18 protein-coding genes and 1 riboswitch are annotated in these 17564 nt (G+C 65.1%); of the genes, 14 read left to right on the top strand and 4 right to left on the bottom strand.

Features of this window, described 5'->3' with window-relative positions; genetic code table 11:
- The first annotated feature begins 115 nt into the window (after window positions 1–115).
- The 8 genes from OH799_RS22210 (at window position 116) to thiC (ending at window position 8143) form a co-directional block, all read left to right on the top strand.
- A complete protein-coding gene (locus tag OH799_RS22210; protein ID WP_406267304.1) occupies window positions 116–706 on the top strand; it encodes a peptide deformylase in 591 nt (196 codons plus the stop codon).
- Window positions 696–1688, top strand: coding sequence for a GNAT family N-acetyltransferase (locus OH799_RS22215; protein ID WP_406267307.1), 993 nt, complete (start codon window positions 696–698; stop codon window positions 1686–1688). Before OH799_RS22210 ends, OH799_RS22215 begins: the two co-directional genes overlap by 11 nt.
- Window positions 1689–1724: 36 nt before the next feature.
- Entirely contained in the window at window positions 1725–2540 is an 816-nt protein-coding gene (locus OH799_RS22220; RefSeq protein ID WP_406267310.1) for an exodeoxyribonuclease III, read from the top strand.
- A gap of 151 nt (window positions 2541–2691) precedes the next feature.
- Window positions 2692–2868, top strand: coding sequence for a hypothetical protein (locus OH799_RS22225; protein WP_406267313.1), 177 nt, complete (start codon window positions 2692–2694; stop codon window positions 2866–2868).
- 217 nt (window positions 2869–3085) lie between these two features.
- Entirely contained in the window at window positions 3086–4282 is a 1197-nt protein-coding gene (locus OH799_RS22230; RefSeq protein WP_406267316.1) for a homogentisate 1,2-dioxygenase, read from the top strand.
- A complete protein-coding gene (fahA, locus tag OH799_RS22235) occupies window positions 4279–5457 on the top strand; it encodes a fumarylacetoacetase (protein ID WP_406267318.1) in 1179 nt (392 codons plus the stop codon). The genes OH799_RS22230 and fahA overlap by 4 nt, the downstream gene beginning before the upstream one ends.
- A 201-nt stretch (window positions 5458–5658) precedes the next feature.
- The gene (locus tag OH799_RS22240) at window positions 5659–6240 is read left to right on the top strand and encodes a TerD family protein (protein ID WP_406267321.1); all 582 of its coding nucleotides are present in this window, start codon (window positions 5659–5661) and stop codon (window positions 6238–6240) included.
- Between the two features lie 86 nt (window positions 6241–6326).
- A riboswitch (TPP riboswitch) is annotated at window positions 6327–6449 on the top strand.
- A complete protein-coding gene (thiC, locus tag OH799_RS22245; protein ID WP_406267325.1) occupies window positions 6440–8143 on the top strand; it encodes a phosphomethylpyrimidine synthase ThiC in 1704 nt (567 codons plus the stop codon). It overlaps the preceding riboswitch by 10 nt.
- 43 nt (window positions 8144–8186) lie before the next feature.
- Here thiC and OH799_RS22250 read toward each other — a convergent pair whose 3' ends face one another.
- Together OH799_RS22250 and OH799_RS22255 are read right to left on the bottom strand one after the other, a co-directional pair.
- Window positions 8187–8978: a PP2C family serine/threonine-protein phosphatase gene (locus tag OH799_RS22250; protein WP_406282380.1), complete on the bottom strand. Its 792-nt coding sequence runs from the start codon at window positions 8976–8978 to the stop codon at window positions 8187–8189.
- Window positions 8978–9814 carry a sigma-70 family RNA polymerase sigma factor gene (locus tag OH799_RS22255; RefSeq protein ID WP_406267327.1) on the bottom strand — a complete coding sequence of 279 codons (837 nt, stop codon included), beginning with the start codon at window positions 9812–9814 and terminating at the stop codon, window positions 8978–8980. The genes OH799_RS22250 and OH799_RS22255 overlap by 1 nt, the downstream gene beginning before the upstream one ends.
- A 1098-nt stretch (window positions 9815–10912) precedes the next feature.
- Here OH799_RS22255 and OH799_RS22260 point away from each other — a divergent pair.
- Genes OH799_RS22260 through OH799_RS22270 form a run of 3 tightly spaced genes read left to right on the top strand, consistent with a single transcriptional unit; the run spans window position 10913 to window position 12429 of the window.
- A complete protein-coding gene (locus tag OH799_RS22260; RefSeq protein WP_406267329.1) occupies window positions 10913–11287 on the top strand; it encodes a hypothetical protein in 375 nt (124 codons plus the stop codon).
- 28 nt (window positions 11288–11315) lie between these two features.
- Window positions 11316–11897: a hypothetical protein gene (locus OH799_RS22265; RefSeq protein ID WP_406267332.1), complete on the top strand. Its 582-nt coding sequence runs from the start codon at window positions 11316–11318 to the stop codon at window positions 11895–11897.
- 34 nt (window positions 11898–11931) lie between these two features.
- Window positions 11932–12429, top strand: a complete 498-nt coding sequence (locus OH799_RS22270) for a hypothetical protein (RefSeq protein ID WP_406267335.1) — start codon at window positions 11932–11934, stop codon at window positions 12427–12429.
- 166 nt (window positions 12430–12595) lie between these two features.
- Here OH799_RS22270 and OH799_RS22275 read toward each other — a convergent pair whose 3' ends face one another.
- The gene (locus OH799_RS22275) at window positions 12596–13153 is read right to left on the bottom strand and encodes a TetR/AcrR family transcriptional regulator (protein ID WP_406267338.1); all 558 of its coding nucleotides are present in this window, start codon (window positions 13151–13153) and stop codon (window positions 12596–12598) included.
- A gap of 39 nt (window positions 13154–13192) precedes the next feature.
- Here OH799_RS22275 and OH799_RS22280 point away from each other — a divergent pair, with 39 nt between their 5' ends.
- Both OH799_RS22280 and OH799_RS22285 read left to right on the top strand, forming a co-directional pair.
- Window positions 13193–14437 carry a KasA/KasB family beta-ketoacyl-ACP synthase gene (locus OH799_RS22280; protein ID WP_406267341.1) on the top strand — a complete coding sequence of 415 codons (1245 nt, stop codon included), beginning with the start codon at window positions 13193–13195 and terminating at the stop codon, window positions 14435–14437.
- 95 nt (window positions 14438–14532) lie between these two features.
- A complete protein-coding gene (locus tag OH799_RS22285; protein WP_406267344.1) occupies window positions 14533–15327 on the top strand; it encodes a thioesterase family protein in 795 nt (264 codons plus the stop codon).
- 103 nt (window positions 15328–15430) lie between these two features.
- Here the strand turns inward: OH799_RS22285 and OH799_RS22290 are convergent, their stop codons facing one another.
- Complete coding sequence (locus tag OH799_RS22290; RefSeq protein ID WP_406267347.1) at window positions 15431–16078, bottom strand: TetR/AcrR family transcriptional regulator; 648 nt, start codon at window positions 16076–16078, stop codon at window positions 15431–15433.
- An 88-nt stretch (window positions 16079–16166) separates the two neighbouring features.
- On the opposite strand from OH799_RS22290, the gene OH799_RS22295 reads away from it, so the two are divergent.
- Window positions 16167–17249, top strand: coding sequence for an epoxide hydrolase family protein (locus OH799_RS22295; RefSeq protein ID WP_406267350.1), 1083 nt, complete (start codon window positions 16167–16169; stop codon window positions 17247–17249).
- Window positions 17250–17564: the final 315 nt, after the last annotated feature.

Consider the following 17564-nt stretch of genomic DNA (forward strand, 5'->3'; position numbering starts at 1 on the left):
AGCCAGGGATCCCCCGGTCCAGGACGCGGCGTGTTCGCTACCTGCCGGTAGGTGCCAGCCGGTCGGTCCGGCACCCGAGCGGCCGGGGCAGCGACGTCACGGCCATAATTGCCCCATGGCAATCCTCCCGATCGTGATCGTCGGCGACCCGGTTCTGCACAACCCGACCGAGCTGGTCACCCAATCGCCGGAGGAATTGGCTCCGCTCCTCGCGGACATGTACGAGACACTCGACGCGGCCCACGGCGTCGGCCTCGCGGCCAATCAGGTCGGCGTTGCGCTGCGCCTGTTCGTCTACGACTGCCCGGACGTCGCCGCCGACGGCACCGCGACCCGACGCCGCGGCGCGGTGATCAACCCGGTGCTGGAGACCTCCGAGATCCCGGAGACCATGCCCGACCCGGACGAGAACGAGGAGGGCTGCCTCTCGGTGCCCGGCGAGCAGTACCCCACCGGCCGCGCCGACTGGGCCAAGGTGACCGGCATCGACGAGCACGGCAATCCGGTCGAGCTGGAAGGCAAGGGCTTCTTCGCCCGCATGCTCCAGCACGAGGTCGGACACCTCGACGGCTTCCTTTACGTGGACGTGCTGGTCGGCCGCAACGCGCGGGCGGCGAAGAAGGCGATCAAGCGGAACGGATGGGGTGTGCCTGGACTGAGCTGGCTGCCCGGCACAGTTCCGGACCCGTTCGGGCATGACGACTGACGAGGTTCCGGATACTCCGCTCGGCCGCCGCGTCGTGCTGCGCTACCGGCTGCCCGCGGGTTATCCGCAACCGCTGACCGACGTGATCGGCGAACTCGTCTCTCTGGACCCGCCGACCGTGCGCGGCGCCGACGGACAGGTCGTCTCGGTGGCGCCGGACCGGGTGATCGCGTTGAAAGTCATCGGCGCGAGGCCGATTCGCACCAAGGAGATCCGAGCATTGGAGACCGCCGCCGCCTACGGCTGGCCGGGGGTCGAGCACGCCTGGATCGACGGCTGGCTGGTCCGCGCGGGCCACGGCTACACCGGCCGGGCCAATTCCGCTGTGCCGCTGGGTAACTCCACGGAACCCGCCAGCCTCGGCGCGGAAACGTTGCACCGGATCAGCGAGTGGTACACCGCGCGCGGACTGCCCATGCGGCTCGCGTTACCCGACCGCCTTGCCCCAACACCGGTCGGCTGGCCCAGCTGGCGGGAGACTCTGATATTGGCCGTCGATATCGACAACTTCATGCTGCCGCGGGGACCTTCGATGGTGCGCTTCGCGGCCGAGCCCGATGCCGACTGGCTGCAGCTTCATCGCTACAGCGGTGAGACCCCTGCGGCACAAACCGTTTCGGCGCCGGTACCCGAGGTGCTCACCGCCGTCCACAACGGCGAACTCGGCTTCGCCTCGCTCGGCTTGCCACGGCCCATCGCGATCGGCCGTGGCGCGCTCACCACCGCACCGGACGGACGCCGCTGGGTCGGCCTGACCTGCGTGGCCGTCGCCGCCGCGCATCGCAGGCACGGCCTCGGCTCGCTGGTCTGCGCCGAGCTGGTCCGTTGGGGCAGCAACCGCGGCGCGACGCATGCCTACCTCCAGGTGGAGGCGACGAACGTGGCCGCCCGCGCGATGTACCGCGACCTGGGCTTCGTCGAACACCACGCCTACCGCTACGCGGCTCCGACGGCCCTCGCCGAACCCGGCGGCCTGCGGTAGAACGGACCTGTCACAAGCTTACGAAGGAAGGCCCCCGTGCGTCTCGCCACCTGGAACGTCAATTCGATCCGCTCCCGGCTCGACCGCGTCGCGGACTGGCTCGACCGCCAGGACGTCGACGTGCTGGCCATCCAGGAGACCAAGTGCCGCGACGACCAGTTTCCGTTCGAACGATTCGACGAGCTCGGTTACGAAGTGGCTCATCTCGGTATCAACCAATGGAACGGGGTGGCGATCGTCTCCCGGGTCGGCCTCACCGACGTCGAACTCGCCTTTCCCGACCAGCCGGGGTTCGACAAGGACGCGGGCGAATCGCTGATCAGCGCGCCGGTAGTCGAGTCACGTGCGATCGGGGCTACCTGCGGTGGTGTGCGGGTGTGGAGCCTCTACGTCCCCAACGGCCGCACGCTGAACGACCCGCATTACGCCTACAAGCTGGAATGGCTTGCCGCGCTGCGGGGCAACGGCGCGCGCTGGCTGGCGGAGGACCCGCGAGCGAAGATCGCGCTGGTGGGTGACTGGAACATCGCGCCGACCGACGACGACGTATGGTCGGTCGAATACTTCGCGGACAAGACCCACACCTCACAGCCGGAGCGAGATGCGTTCCATGCCGTCGTCGACGCCGGGTACGCGGACGTCCTGCGCCCCTTCGCCCCTGGTCCTGGCATCTACACCTACTGGGACTACACCCAGCTACGTTTTCCGCGCAAGGAGGGCATGCGCATCGATTTCATCCTCGCCTCCCCCGCGCTGGCTGCCACCGTGACGGACGCGATGATCGACCGCGAGGAGCGAAAAGGCAAGGGCGCCAGTGATCACGCCCCGGTGATCGCCGAATTCACTGGGTGATAACAGCATCGGGCATGACCGGGTCCACGTAGCTCCAGGTACCGGATGCCCGACGCACACGGCCGATCCGCTGTCATTCATCGAGGTGAGAATTCAACTTCGCCCGCCGGACCAGCGATAACGGGCAACTTACGCTGATATCTTGGTCGGCATGGGTAGCGATTCGGCCGTCCAGCCGCGGCAGCGGGCGCGGCATCTCGGCCCCGAACGACGCCGCCCACAGGTCCTCGATACCGCGCTGGCCAACGCCGTGGAGAACCGCATCGCCGCGGTCACCATGGCCGCGATCGCCGAGCGGATGAGGGTAACTGGGCCCCACAGGAACTAGGAGCTTTCGTCGGCACCGCCGTTTACCGCGCCTGCGCCACGCCTGAGCGAAATGACCATTATCCGGTCATAACAGTCCCTGGCAGTATATTTGCCATAAAGCGAGGCCATTATTCGGCAGAACTAGCGTGACCAGCGTGCGTTTCCGCTCCGCCGCTCCATCCTGATCACTACGATAGAGATCAACTATCGACCACCGGCTCGGCGGAGGAACGGTTATGGCGTTCTATCGGCATGTGGGTGCGGTACCGCCGAAGCGGCACACCCAGCATCGCGACGAGTTGGGCCGGCTCTACTACGAGGAGCTGATGGGCGAGGAGGGGTTCTCCAGCGACTCCGCACTGCTCTATCACCGAGGACTGCCGCCCGCGATCGTCGATTCAGCGGTGTGGGAGCTGCCTGATCAGACCACCACGCCGAATCATCCACTGCGCCATCGACACCTCCGTCTGCATACGCTGTTTCCCGGCGATGTCCCGGCCGAGACCGATCCGGTCACCGGGCGACGCCTGCTGCTCGGCAACGTGGACGTGCGGATCTCCTACGTAGTCGCCGAGGGTGAGTCGCCGCTGTACCGCAATGCGGTCGGCGACGAGCTGGTGTATGTGGAGTCCGGAGCCGCCGTCGTCGAAACGGTCTTCGGCCCGCTGTCCGCACGCCAGGGTGATCAGGTGCTCATCCCGCGCGCTACCACCCATCGCTGGCTGCCCGCCGGCGAGGAACCATTGCGTGCCTATGTGATCGAGGCGGCAGGTCACATCGCGCCACCGAAGCGCTACCTGTCCAAGTTCGGGCAGCTGCTCGAGCACGCCCCCTACTGCGAGCGCGACCTGCACGGACCGACCGAGACGATCACCGCCACCGGCACCGACGTGGAGGTGCTGGTGAAGCACCGGCCCGGCGGAAAGGTGGTCGGCACCCGGTTGGTCTACGCGACCCATCCGTTCGACGTGGCCGGCTGGGACGGCTGCCTGTACCCGTTCACCTTCAATATCGGCGATTTCGAGCCGATCACCGGCCGCATTCATCAACCGCCGCCCGCCCACCAGGCGTTCGAGGGCGGCAACTTCGTCGTCTGCAATTTCGTGCCGCGCAAGGTGGACTACCACCCGCTGTCGATCCCGGTCCCGTACTACCACTCCAACGTGGACTCCGACGAGGTCATGTTCTACTGCGGGGGGAACTATGAGGCACGCAAGGGATCCGGCATCGCGCAGGGCTCGGTGTCGGTGCACCCCGGCGGCTATGCCCACGGACCACAGCCCGGTGCCTACGAGAACAGCATCGGACTCGAGTTCTTCGACGAGCTGGCGGTCATGGTCGACACCTTCCGCCCGCTGGAACTCGGTGCGGGCGCGCTCGCCTGCGAGGACCCGACCTACGCCTGGACCTGGTCCGGACGGGGGCCCGCATGAGGACCAAGGTCGAGGTACCCGCGGAATCCTTGTTCGGACCGGACAACCTGCCCTACGGCGTGTTCGCGCCGGAGGGAAAGGATTTCCGGGTGGGCGTGCGGCTCGGCGACCAGGTCATCGATCTCGCTGCAACACTGGATGATTCGATCTTCGCCTCGTCCGGACTCGACGCCTTCCTCGCGCAGGGTCCCGAGCGGTGGAACGAGGTGCGCGAGCGGGTACGCCAGCTCGTCGACGACGAGATCGACAGTGCCGCAGTGTATTCGCTGACCGACGTGGACCTGCGCCTACCGGTGCACATCGGCGACTATGTGGACTTCTACGCGAGCGTCGATCACGCCACCAACCTGGGCCGCCTGTTCCGTCCGGACAGCGAACCGCTACTGCCCAACTGGCGCCACATGCCGGTCGGCTACCACGGCAGGGCCGGCACCGTGGTGGTTTCCGGCACCGAGGTGGTTCGTCCGTGCGGCCAGCGCAAAACCGAGTCGGGAACCTCGGATTTCGGCCCTTCCCGACGGTTGGATATCGAGGCGGAACTGGGCTTTCTGATCGGCGTCGGCTCCCAGCTCGGCGCGCCGGTCGACATCGGCGAGTTCGGTGACCGGGTGTTCGGCGTCACGCTGATCAACGACTGGTCGGCCCGGGATATCCAGGCGTGGGAGTATCAGCCGCTGGGACCGTTCCTCGGCAAGTCGTTCGCGACCACGATCTCGGCCTGGGTCACGCCGCTGGCCGCGCTGGAGGCTGCCCGAATACCGCTGCCCGAACAGTCACCCGAACCGCTGCCCTATCTCCGGGAGACAGAAAGGTGGGGCCTCGACATCGATCTCACCGTCGCCTGGAACGGCCAGCCGGTCTCGCACCCACCCTACGCCCGGATGTATTGGTCGCCGGCACAAATGCTGGCGCATCTCACGGCGAACGGCGCATCCACCCGCACCGGCGACCTGTACGCCTCCGGCACCATCTCCGGCCCGGATCCGAGTCAGCGCGGCTCGTTCATCGAACTATCTTGGGGCGGTGCGGAACCGGTCATGGTGAACGGCCAGAAGCGCACCTTCCTCGAGGATGGGGACGAGGTGACCATCACCGCGTCGGCTCCGGGCCGGCACACGGCCCGGATCGGATTGGGCGAGGTAAGGGGCCGGATCCTGCCCGCCCATGAGCTCTGATGCCCCCGATCGAGCGACATCGATGTCGCCCTCGGCTTTCCCGATCGGCCGCTCGAGCACTGACCTCGCGTGCCCCGCTCGTGAGATTCGTCATCCCGGGTTCCCGCAACCCGTGCCGGCGTCGCAACAACGTGACTGCGAGCGTGACCTGGGATAACGCGGCGGCGCATGCCGGTTTCACAACGCCGGTAATCTGAGGCAATGATCACGCTCAAAAAAGAAGACGGCGCTGCGGATCTCGCCGGCATCACCAAACTGAATGTCGGGGTGAGTTGGGATCCGTCGGCGGGTACCAGCGGCGGAGCACTCGGCTGGGCGCGCCGCAAGCGCGGTGTCGACCTGGATTTGATCGCCATTCTCATGCAGGGCAGCGAGCCGGTTCGGTTCGCCGGACTGGATTCCCTCGACCCCCTGGGCAACGGCTCGGTTCTGCACTCCGGCGACGAGCAGACCGGTGCGGCCACCGGTGACGACGAGACCGTCACCGTCACATTCGCGGACGTGCCGGGCGGCATCGATGCCATCGTCTTCGTCGCCGTGGCCTTCAAGAAGGGCAGCTCCTTCGAAAAAGCGAACAACATTTCGTTCAAGGTGTACGACGCGACCGGCGGCAGCGCCCAGCAGGTCGCCGACATCTGGCCATCGCTGCTCGGCAACGACAACGCCAACGCCGTCGCCCGCGCCTTCCGCAACGGCAACGCCTGGCAGCTGGAGGTGCTGAACCGTAAGGGCAAGGTCAAGCAGGGCGACAAGCAAGCCCTGCTCCGGTTTGCCATGCAATAAGGCACCTGATCGAACCCGCCGCCGACCGCGCCGGAGTGGTTCGTGTCGATCGCCCGGCGCGAGCGGGTATGGTCGGGCGGGAAATTCCATAAGCCAACGGGGGCTCGCACCAGCGGGCTGAGAGGACGGCTAGCCGAACAGGCGTCAGGGCCGTCGACCGTATGAACCTGACCGGGTAATGCCGGCGTAGGGAGGAAAGATGGCGACCAGCGCTGCGTCCGATGGTGGCTCCGCAACCGTCGACAGCGTCACCACCGGTCCGATCGAGGGCAGCGTCAAGCACTACCTCGAGGTGGACGACTTGCGCATTCCGGTGCGCCGGATCAACCTGACCAACGGCGAGCACTTCGACGTCTACGACACCTCGGGCCCGTACACCGACGACACGGCGACGATCGACCTCGAAGCCGGTCTGCCGAAGCTGCGAGATACGTGGACCAAGCCCGATGCGGCGTCCGCGGTGCCCTCTGTGGCTACGCGGACTGCCGCCTCCGGGCCCGTCGGTGGCACGCGCACTCAGCTCGCCTGGGCGCGGCAGGGCATCATCACGCCCGAGATGCGGTTCATCGCGGCGCGCGAAGGGGTTTTGCCGGAGCTGGTGCGCGACGAGGTGGCCGCGGGCCGCGCGGTGATCCCGGCCAACCACAAGCACCCTGAGCTCGAGCCGACCATCATCGGTAAGAAGTTCCTGGTCAAAATCAACGCGAATATCGGCAACTCGGCCGTCTCCTCCTCGATCGCTGAAGAGGTGGAGAAGATGGTGTGGGCCACCCGCTGGGGGGCCGACACCATCATGGATCTGTCCACCGGCAAGAACATCCACGAGACGCGCGAGTGGATCCTGCGCAACTCCCCGGTCCCGGTGGGCACCGTGCCGATCTATCAGGCGCTGGAGAAGGTGAACGGTGATCCGACCGCGCTCACCTGGGAAATCTACCGCGACACCGTCATCGAGCAGTGCGAGCAAGGCGTCGACTACATGACGGTGCACGCCGGCGTGCTGCTGCGCTACGTGCCGCTGACCGCCAAGCGGGTCACCGGCATCGTCTCGCGCGGCGGGTCGATCATGGCGGCGTGGTGCCTGGCCCATCACCAGGAATCGTTCCTGTACACGCACTTCGAGGAACTCTGCGAGATCCTCGCGCGCTACGACGTCACGTTTTCTCTCGGGGACGGACTGCGTCCCGGCTCGATCGCGGACGCCAATGACGAAGCACAGTTCGCCGAGCTGCGCACGCTGGGCGAACTGACGAAGATCGCGAAATCCCATGGCGTGCAGGTGATGATCGAGGGCCCGGGCCACGTGCCGATGCACAAGATCGTTGAGAACGTGCGGCTCGAAGAGGAGCTGTGCGAGGAGGCGCCGTTCTACACCCTCGGCCCGCTCGCCACCGACATCGCGCCCGCTTACGACCACATCACCTCGGCGATCGGCGCAGCGATCATCGCGCAGGCAGGCACGGCCATGCTCTGCTACGTCACGCCGAAGGAGCACCTCGGCCTGCCCAACCGCGACGACGTGAAGGTGGGCGTGATCACCTACAAGATCGCCGCCCACGCCGCCGATCTGGCCAAGGGGCATCCGCACGCACAGGACCGGGACAACGAATTGTCCAAGGCGCGTTTCGAATTCCGCTGGCGCGACCAGTTCGCGCTGTCCCTCGACCCGGATACCGCACGCGACTATCACGACGAGACGCTGCCCGCCGAGCCCGCCAAGACCGCACACTTCTGCTCGATGTGCGGCCCGAAGTTCTGCTCGATGCGCATCTCCGCGGACGTCCGCGAGTACGCCGCGCGCCAGGGCCTCACCGACGCCGAAGCACTCGAGGCGGGCATGGCGGAGAAGTCCGCCGAGTTCGCCGACAGCGGCAACGCCGTCTATCTGCCCGTCGTCTCGTAACGACTACCCGCCGCTCGCCACACCGGCGGGCGGCGGGATCGGTTTACAGTCGAATCACCGCGACTGTCTTGTCGTCGTGCCGTTTCGACCGAGGCTGATACTGCCCGTCAGGGTCGATAGAAGACTCCCACCGGCGGCATCGCGCCAGCAGACTTTCGAGTTCCATGTTGTCGAGTCGAGCAACGTCGTGCCATGAGATCCCCAGCGCCGCAATAGAGTTGGTCGCACCATCGGTAGCGAGAACGACCCAGTCGATGCCATCGACCGGAGTACGCAGCGTGACGGCCTCTGAAGCCGCGCTCGGGTCCGCTTCTGCGATCCAATAGCCACCCTCGCGGTTCCGATTCGCGCGCTGTCGACGCTGAAGCGAGCGAAGCAATCCGCGATGGCGCTCGTCGTATCCGCTACCCCGTTTCAACCGCTCTCGGTAAGCGCCCGACTCGGGAAGCTGGAGATCCGCAAGCCTCGTGTCGGCGATGGTCCGAACAGAACCATCCGAGCCTCCGATGATGATCGGCGAGTCACCCAGCACGAGGTAGTCGAGTACGTTGCCGTCGAGTCTCACGATCGCGACCGTGCTGGATGGCGCCGTACCGGGATGTAGGTCGAGTTTCTCGGCTGTGCTGCGGATTGCTTCGCGAAGGACATCCGACAAGTCGGTGTCGTTATCGATCGTCCGATAGAGCTGATCAGCCAGAGTGTCGACATACAGCGTCGCGGGAGGCACATCCGGCCCATACGAGCTCGCGCCGTCGAGCACAGCGACCGCGCGGCACGTGACAAGAACCCGGTCCTCACCCGAATCGGTTGACAGCTGCGCGGTTACAACCTTCATCACCGCAGGATTATGTTGGGCCCGAGGATGATTCGGCCATCAGAGACCGAGAAGTCGGCATCGAAGTCGCATTCGACAACCCCACTCGCCGTGTTGGCTGCCGGATCGAACAGCTCTGCGACATGCTTGTCGATCCACCGCGCGACACCCAGTGATCCGATGCTGGTGATACCCGCGATGTGCACGATCACCCGCCCCCGGTCTTCGCGTCGACGGAAGTAGCCGATATCGATCCGGGTCTGAGCATCGGCGCGGAACGGCGATTCGTATCGTCGGCCAGTGCGCGTATCGATAATCCACCACCCGCCATCGTGCCGCTCGATATCGAAGTCGGGGTCGTCGTTCAGCAGGTTCCGTGCCACCGGCGCGGACTTCGGTCCGCAGATGATTACGCAGTCGCCACTCGGCGGCACTTCACGGTCGGGGTCGATGGCGATGCGAGTTGAGGCGAGCGACAAGCGGGCAAGGGTTGCCTCGATTTGCTCCTGGGCCGCCTGATCGTTGGCGTCGAAGTAGGGCCGCTCGCGGCCTTCCTCGAATCCGTATCGCCGAGGGATACCGACAGATACAGGTCCCACACCGAAGAACGCGCGTTCGGGTCCGGGCGCGGTTGTTCGAATCTGAGTGATACGACCCTTGGTGATGCCGAGCTGCGCTGCGATGTCCGTGTAGCTCATGCCCTGCTGGTGATGCGCCTCTTCGATGGCCGCCTTCCGCAGCCGAGCAAGTTCGATCGCCCGCTGCTGATAGATGGTGATCAGGTCGGTCGCCCTGCGGCCACGCCGGATCGGATCCGGGTCGTTCCGGACCTCGTCGAAGTCGTCGGCAATCGCCACATCGCGAGTTTAGAGGGTCTTGACTCGTATCTCACAGTCGGCGTAGCCTGAGTTTACCCCCCCTAAACAGACCTGGGGAGCTTGGCGGAGCGGGAGTTTATAGGGGGTAAACGGATGAGTGGGGAGGGCCATGACACTGCGAGCAGAGGTCTCGATGGGCCGCACCATGCCGTCCTCGTGCGCCTATTCCAACCGAACAGCACACGCGAGCAAGGGGGTACGAAATGGCCGAAATTCTGATCATTGTCGCAGCAACCGTCGTCATGCTCTGGTTGATCTTCTTCGCCCTGCCCACCCTCATATGGCATTTCGGTGGCTGCCATCCAGCACCAGCCACCCGCTACGGCATCGAGCGGGCCCACGAGGTGATGCAACTGCGACGCGGACACCTGCGCAGCCAAGCGCACGGCCATGGACGTTCTCATCGCCGCCAAGCACCTCGTCCCGGCGAGGCTCCGGTGATCCCTCCCGCCGCCCGAGAGCAGATCGACCTCTGGGGCATCAGCCTCCCGCGACTGCACCCTCGGTATCATCATCGAGGGCCAGGATCACGCCCGCTATCTGCTTTCCACTCACGCCGGGCACGGCCCCTGCTGCCAGCCCTACCAGGACGCGTTGAGCGCTGTTTCAGTGGCGATGGGATGAGCGACCCGATCGGGATCATGCAATCCCACATCGACGGTTCGGTGTACATCGTCGGCGCGGACGGATTCCCGTACGCCGCCGAGGAGTACGCCGACCTGCTCAGGGAAGCGAACGACAGGTCACCAGAATATCTCCAGCGTGTCGCTGACGCGATCCGGGAATGGGCAAGACCATCAGATGACGCTGAGAAACCACCAGTACGACTGAGCGTCTGCCGACCGTGCGACTGTATGCGCAACCATGAACTGGCACACTCACCCCGTTCAGCCGACGACGAGAGGAAGCCATCATAGGCGGCGACCGGCCCTACACGAAAGCCGAATTGGATCGGATGGAACATAACCAGCAGGAACCGGTCTGGCGCCTTTGGTTGGAATGCATGACCGAACGAATTGACCATTTTCTCGATGTCACTGTGCCGGACATGCCCGAAAGCCCCTGGTCCGCTGCGGGATGGATCACGCCGAGGCCGCAGCGTTGCTAATATTCCCAACGATGGAATCAGTAGATCTACCCGAGAACCGCGAGATTGCCGACCAGTTCCACCGATACATCGGTGAGGTTTTTCGACGAAATTTCGAAGGCGAATGGTACAACGTCCCCGAATGCGATGATCCACAACGGACACACGGCTTCGGCCCCGTAGTGCGGCGACCGTTCAATGAGTTGTATCTAACCGTGATATCGCAGCTCACGACCGCAATGCACCGGAGAACGGGCACAGAGTGGTCACGCATTTTCGAGTTCTCTGCCGAAGACTACACCAGCTGGCAGAACGCCGGTCGGCCGCCGTTGTCGGAATGGATGAAGATCCGCGACGAGGACTGATAGTCCGCGCGCAACTTTCGGGGGTCCTGTGTCCTATGACGAAGATGAGTATGCACGCTATGTCGACGGCAAGTGGTTCGAAGAGAAGTCTGCTCGCTTACCGAAGGACTGGCAGCGCGAACGGGAAAAATGGTCGAAATCCCGTGATTTCGGAAACGAATTTCGCAACGGAATGTGCCACTTGCTCGGCCGAACTCAAGAAACCGGCTGGGCCATCGAGAACTACTATAAGAGCGATGCCGGTAAGTGCTTCCACGATGCGGCTCACCCGGTTGCACAGCACGCCATGGAATTCAAGGCCGGAAGCATAGGCAAAGATGCAATGCTGCAGCTGAAAAAAGATGCTCGCGCAATCCGTGACGGCTGGACTATCGAGTGGTTCACCGCACCTGGGGCCCGCATCGATTCGGCTGTGGCGGAAAAAATTCGTGAACTGTCAGCTAGATATCCAGACCGGTTCACCGTGGTCGAAGTCACCAAAGAACAATTCGTGCAAGCGATCCAAATCGGCAGAGAACTCTCACGGCAACGCGAAGCACAACAAGTCCAGAAGGCCCGCGAAATCGAGCTGGCCCAGAACATCGAAGCAGCTCGAAGCCAAGAAAGCTGAACTCCGCAAACAGGTCGAACAGCAAGCCCGCCTGTTGAACGATGCCCGCAAACGCGGACAAGCGATCGAGGTCGAGCCATTGCGGGAAACACACACGCAGATCCGCGAAACCCTCGAACAGATACGAGAAGCCGAGCGCGAGCAGGCCCGCGACATGCTCAAAGCCGCCGGACACACTCCGCAACAGATTCAAGCCATCGAAACCACGCTCGAGCAGGGACGGGAGAACCAGCGCAAAGAACTCGTACAGGGTGTCGAGGCGATCGGCGCCACTGTCGCCAGTGAGGACAAAGCCCGTGCCGGGCGTGAAGCCGCCGAGCAAGCCCGGCAAGCCGAACGCGCTGCCCGTGAAGCCACAGAGAAGGAACGCGCCGAACACCTCGCCCGCCTCCAACAGCGAGGGATACCAGCCGAAGTCATGAAGATCCTCGGCGTAGGGCAAGCGCAAGCCCCATCCGCCGCCTTACACCGCGACCCGAACAATCCAGCACCCCAAGTCGTGCGCGGTGGCCGCTCTCCGGCCCCGACCTGAGCCGGGGAACCTCCCGCGACCGATAGCACTTCTACTGGTGCGGTGGCCCTATATTTGGGTTCCTGTTGCTGGGCGGGCTCGGGTCGCTGGTTGGCTTGTGCGGGCGGCAATGCCACGCTCTCACGCCCGCTCGTCCCGTGCAGCATGGGAGTATTCGCGGATTGGGCTAACTGAGGATCTGGTCGATCAGTCGACGCGCCGCGCGATCGGTGCGCTCGACGTCGCCGGTGATCAGCCGGTCCTGGAGAATGCCGCGTAGGCCCGAAATGAGCAGAGTTGCTATGACTTCCGGGTCATCGATGAAGGCGAGGCCGCGTAATCTCCCGGCCAGCGCGGACACGAAGGCGGCGATGGCCGAGGTGGCGTAGTCGGTGTACGGACTGTGCGAGGCACAGGCCGCGCCGAGAACTTGGAGCATCACTTTGACGCTCGTGCGGCCCTCGCCCGAGGTGTTGGCGGTATAGAAATCCCATAGACGGTCTCGGAGTTCAGCCGCGTCGGCGCTGCCTGCGAAGAAGGCCGTCAGGGTGGGGCGTTGCGTCGCCAGCGCCTGGACCAGCAACTCCTCCTTGGTTGTGAAGTAGTAGATCAGCATCCGTGAGCTGGTGCCGAGCTCGGCGGCGAGCGGGCGCAGAGACAGGTCCGCAAGGCCGTGGTCGGCGATGTAGCGCACGACGGCGGCGAGCAGTTCGGCGCGTTTGGCGTGGTCGAGGGGGCGTGCCATGAGTTGACTGTATCGATTGGTACAGGTATTCATGACATCGTGACTGTAACAATCGCTTCAGAAACTCGGGATTCGGTCGTCGTCACCGGTTACGCGGCTACCACGTCGCTCGCCGACGACATGGACGCGACCTGGTCGGAATTGCTGGCGGGCCATAGCGGTATCGGCGTGCTCGACGACGACTTCGTGGCCGAGTACGACCTGCCGGTTCGGATTGGCGGCAAGCTGAGGTCACAGCCCGGCGACCAGTTGACTCGGGTCGAGCAGCGCCGACACTCCTATGTCGAGCAGATGGCGCTGGTGCTCGGACGCCGAGTCTGGCGAGCGGCGGGCGCTCCCGAGATGGACGGCGAGCGGCTGGCTGTCGCCATCGGCACCGGGCTCGGCGGTGGCGACGCGCTGATCAGCGCGGTCGACGCGATGCGCGACGGCGGGTACCGCAAGGTCTCGCCGATGTCGGTGCCGATGGTGATGCCGAATGGGCCCGCCGCAACGGTCGGACTCGAAATCGGCGCCAAGGCCGGGGTTTTCGCGCCGGTCTCGGCCTGCTCGTCCGGTTCGGAGGCCATCGCGCACGCCTGGCGGCTGATCACCACCGGGGAGGCGGACGTCGTGGTGGCGGGTGGTGTCGAAGGGCACATCCACGCCGTACCTATCGCGAGCTTCGCGATGATGCGCGCGATGAGCACCCGCAACGACGAGCCGGAGCACGCCTCCCGCCCATTCGATCGGGACCGCGACGGGTTCGTATTCGGCGAGGCGGGCGCTCTTCTGGTGCTCGAATCGCAGCGGCACGCGCGAGCCCGCGGCGCCACCGTCCACGGCAAGGTGCTCGGCGCGGGCATCACCTCCGACGCTTACCACATCGTCGCCTCCGAACCGGGGGGCGTCGGCGCCGCTCGCGCCATGCGCAAAGCCATACACACTGCCGGACTTCAGGTTTCGGATATTCACCATGTGAACGCGCACGCCACATCCACATCCATCGGCGATGCCTCGGAGGCGAATGCGATCGCGGCGGTCGTCCCCGACGCCTCGGTCTATGCTCCGAAATCCGCGCTGGGACATTCGATCGGGGCAGTCGGCGCCCTCGAGTCGTTGATCACCATGCTGACCGTGCGCGACCAGCTCGTCCCGCCCACATTGAATCTCGACAACCGCGATCCGACGATCGACCTGGACATCGTCGCGGGCGCCCAGCGCGCCCAGCGCATCGACTTCGCGCTGAACAACTCGTTCGGATTCGGCGGTCACAACGTCGCCATCGCGTTCGGCCGGGTCTGACCGCTACCTCGGACAAGCACGCAGATACCGTCGTAACACAGCCCGAACAACTCGGGGACCCGGCACCGCAGCCGGTCCGAAGGACGGACAACGATGTGAGCGACGCCTTCTACCTGCCCGATCCGGCGAATCCGCAGCGATTCGTCTCGACCGAGCTCACCCGCGGTCCCTGGTCGCCGGACGCCCAGCACGCGGGGCCACCTTCCGCGTTGCTCGGTCACGTGATCGAGCGGTGCGAGCCGCGTCCCGGGTTCCAGGTCGGGCGCGTCGCTGTCGAGATCCTCGGCCCCGTGCCGCTGGAACCGCTCACGGCGCAGGCCCGCGTCATGCGTCCCGGCCGCAGCGTCGAGATGATCGAGGCGACACTGTCCACGGGTCGCGGGCCGGTGCTGCGGGCAAATGCCTGGCGGTTCAAGCTGGCCGAGCCGGAATTGGCACTACCCGAACGCTTCCTGCCGACCGGCGCTCGCCCCGGACCCGAGCTGGCGGCGGCGCCCGCGCGATTCCCGTCCACCCAGCCGGTCGGCTTCCACACCGCCATCGACTACCGCTTCGTCACCGGCTCTTTCACCGAGCCAGGCCCGGCGATCTGCTGGATCCGGCTCAGATACCCCATCGTGGCGGGCACCACCCCGAGCCCGCTCGAGCGCGCCCTCGCCGCCGCCGACTCCGGCAATGGCGTCAGCGCGGTCCTCGACTGGTCCCGCTACCTGTTCATCAACACAGACCTGACAGTCACCCTGCATCGCCAGCCGGCGGGCGAATGGGTCTGCCTCGACGCCGTCACCTATCCCCAACCACACGGCATAGGACTGGCCGAATCCGCCCTCTACGACGAAGAGGGTCATCTGGGCCGCAGCACTCAGACCCTGTTCCTCGGTACCCGATAGCCGCTGTCATCTCGTTCAAGGACGGGTGGAGATCTGCTGGACAGCCCAGCCGTTGCCGTCGGGGTCAGTGAAGAAGAAACCGACGTATGCGCCGAGGGCGTGTTCACTGCCGCCGTTCCCAGCGCCAGGCGAACTCCCCCACCTCCGGTGGAGGGCCGGGCAGATCCCCGTCCGCGGCCGAGCCCGCCACCAGCATGGCGAGCACCCGACGGCGTAGCTGAACGGTACGCTCCCGATCGGGGAGCACGATGGCCGCGCATGACTCCAGAATCAATCCGACATCCTGCGAATTCACGTCCCCGCGCAGCTTCCCGGTGGCATGCGCGCGGCGCACGATCTCCTCGGTCACCTCGCCCGAGTGCATGATGTCAGGCAACATAGATTCGTCGGGGATGAAGGTGCCGGCGAGGTGGACGGTCAGCGAGTGCACGTCCGCGTCGACCACCCGTTCCAGGAATCCCACCAGCCCCCGCCAGCCGTCCGAATCCTTCAGCGCCGCATCGGCTTCCGCGTTATAGCGGCGTAGGCCCTCGTGGCAGAGGGTGCGCAGTAGCACGTCCTTGCTCGGATAGCGGCGATACAGCGCGCTGATCCCGACGCCCGCGCGTTCCGCGACGGCGGCGATGGGGGCATTGGCATCGGCGAGGAACACCGCGCGAGCGGCCTCCAGGATCAACCCGTCGTTGCGGGCCGCCTGCGCTTTGCGTCCAGGCAAGGCCTTCTGAGCTGGGGCTTCGGATGTCTTCGGCATGACGTTCAGGGTAGCACTTGAAACGGAAGAATCCGTTCTGTTATGGTTTCAAATAGAACGAAACATTCCGTTTCACTAGGAGTAGGACATGACCGCGATCACCCCCTTCCGCATCGCCATCGACCAGGCGGACCTCGACGACCTGCGGGACCGGCTCACCCGCACACGCTGGGCCGAGCAGATCCCCGGCTCGGGCGACACCTACGGAGTGAGCGTCGACCGCGTGCGCCACCTGGTCGACTACTGGCGCGACGAGTTCGACTGGCGCAAGGTCGAGGAGTCGCTGAATGCCTACCCGCAGTTCACTACCGAGATCGACGGACAGAACATCCACTTCGTGCACGTCGAATCGCCGCAGGACAACGCCTTTCCACTGATCCTCACGCACGGATGGCCCGGAACGTTCGTCGAGTTCCTCGGCATCGTTGAGCCGCTCACCGCAGCCGGGTTCGATCTCGTGATTCCCTCCGTGCCGGGATACGGATTCTCCGGTCCGACGACAGCGTCCGGCTGGAACGATGCCAAGATCGGACGCGCCTGGGCCGAGCTGATGCGGCGTCTCGGATACACCCGATACGGCGCCGCGGGCAACGACGGCGGTGCGATGATCTCGCCGGAAGTCGGCAGGGCAGCGCCGGACAACGTGGTCGGCGTGCACGTCACGCAGGTGTACTCCTTCCCGTCCGGTGATCCGGCCGAACTGGCGGATCTCGACGAGAGCGAGCAGCAGTCGCTGGCCACGCTGAAGTGGTTCGTCGAGAACAAGATGGGCTTCAACATCCTGCAGTCACAGCAGCCGCAGACGCTGGCACACGCGCTCATGGATTCACCCGCCGGACTGGTCGGCTGGAACGCCCAGCTGCTCGGTACGGACCTGGATGACGATTTCGTGTTGACCAATATCGCGATCCATTGGCTCACGGCCACAGCGGGTTCGGCGATCCGGCACTACTACGAAAAGGACAAGGCCCCGGCCCCGGGACAGCCGACTACGGTTCCGCTGGCGCTCTCCGGGTCCACGGGAGACTTCCACGGCATCCGGCGCTTCGCCGAGCGCGACCACAACATCGTGTCGTGGCGGACGCACAACGTGTTCACCCACTACCTGCACCACGTGGCGCCCGACTTGATGGCGAGTGAGATCGCCGAGTTCTTCGCGCAGTACCGCTGATCATTCGTCCCGAGGCCGCGGCCTGCATCCGATCAGGTGCGGGCCACGCTCATAACTCAGTACAGAACAAGTGTGCGTGTTGAATTACATTGCCGCACAAAGTATCTCACACTACCACTGCGGTTGATGAGGTGGTGACCTATGCGTTGCGACGAGGTCGAACACGTCGATTCGTTTGTTGCTGAAAATGTTTCGATACTCGCCTCGTCGGCGTGTCAACGACCGGGCCTCGACCCTCGACGAACAAGACCTCCAGCCGCCACCCGTTCAGCGAATGGAACGGGTGGGTGACGACAACCAAACCCACCTCTTCAC

It is taken from the genome of Nocardia sp. NBC_00881, assembly GCF_045207455.1.
GTDB lineage: Bacteria > Actinomycetota > Actinomycetes > Mycobacteriales > Mycobacteriaceae > Nocardia.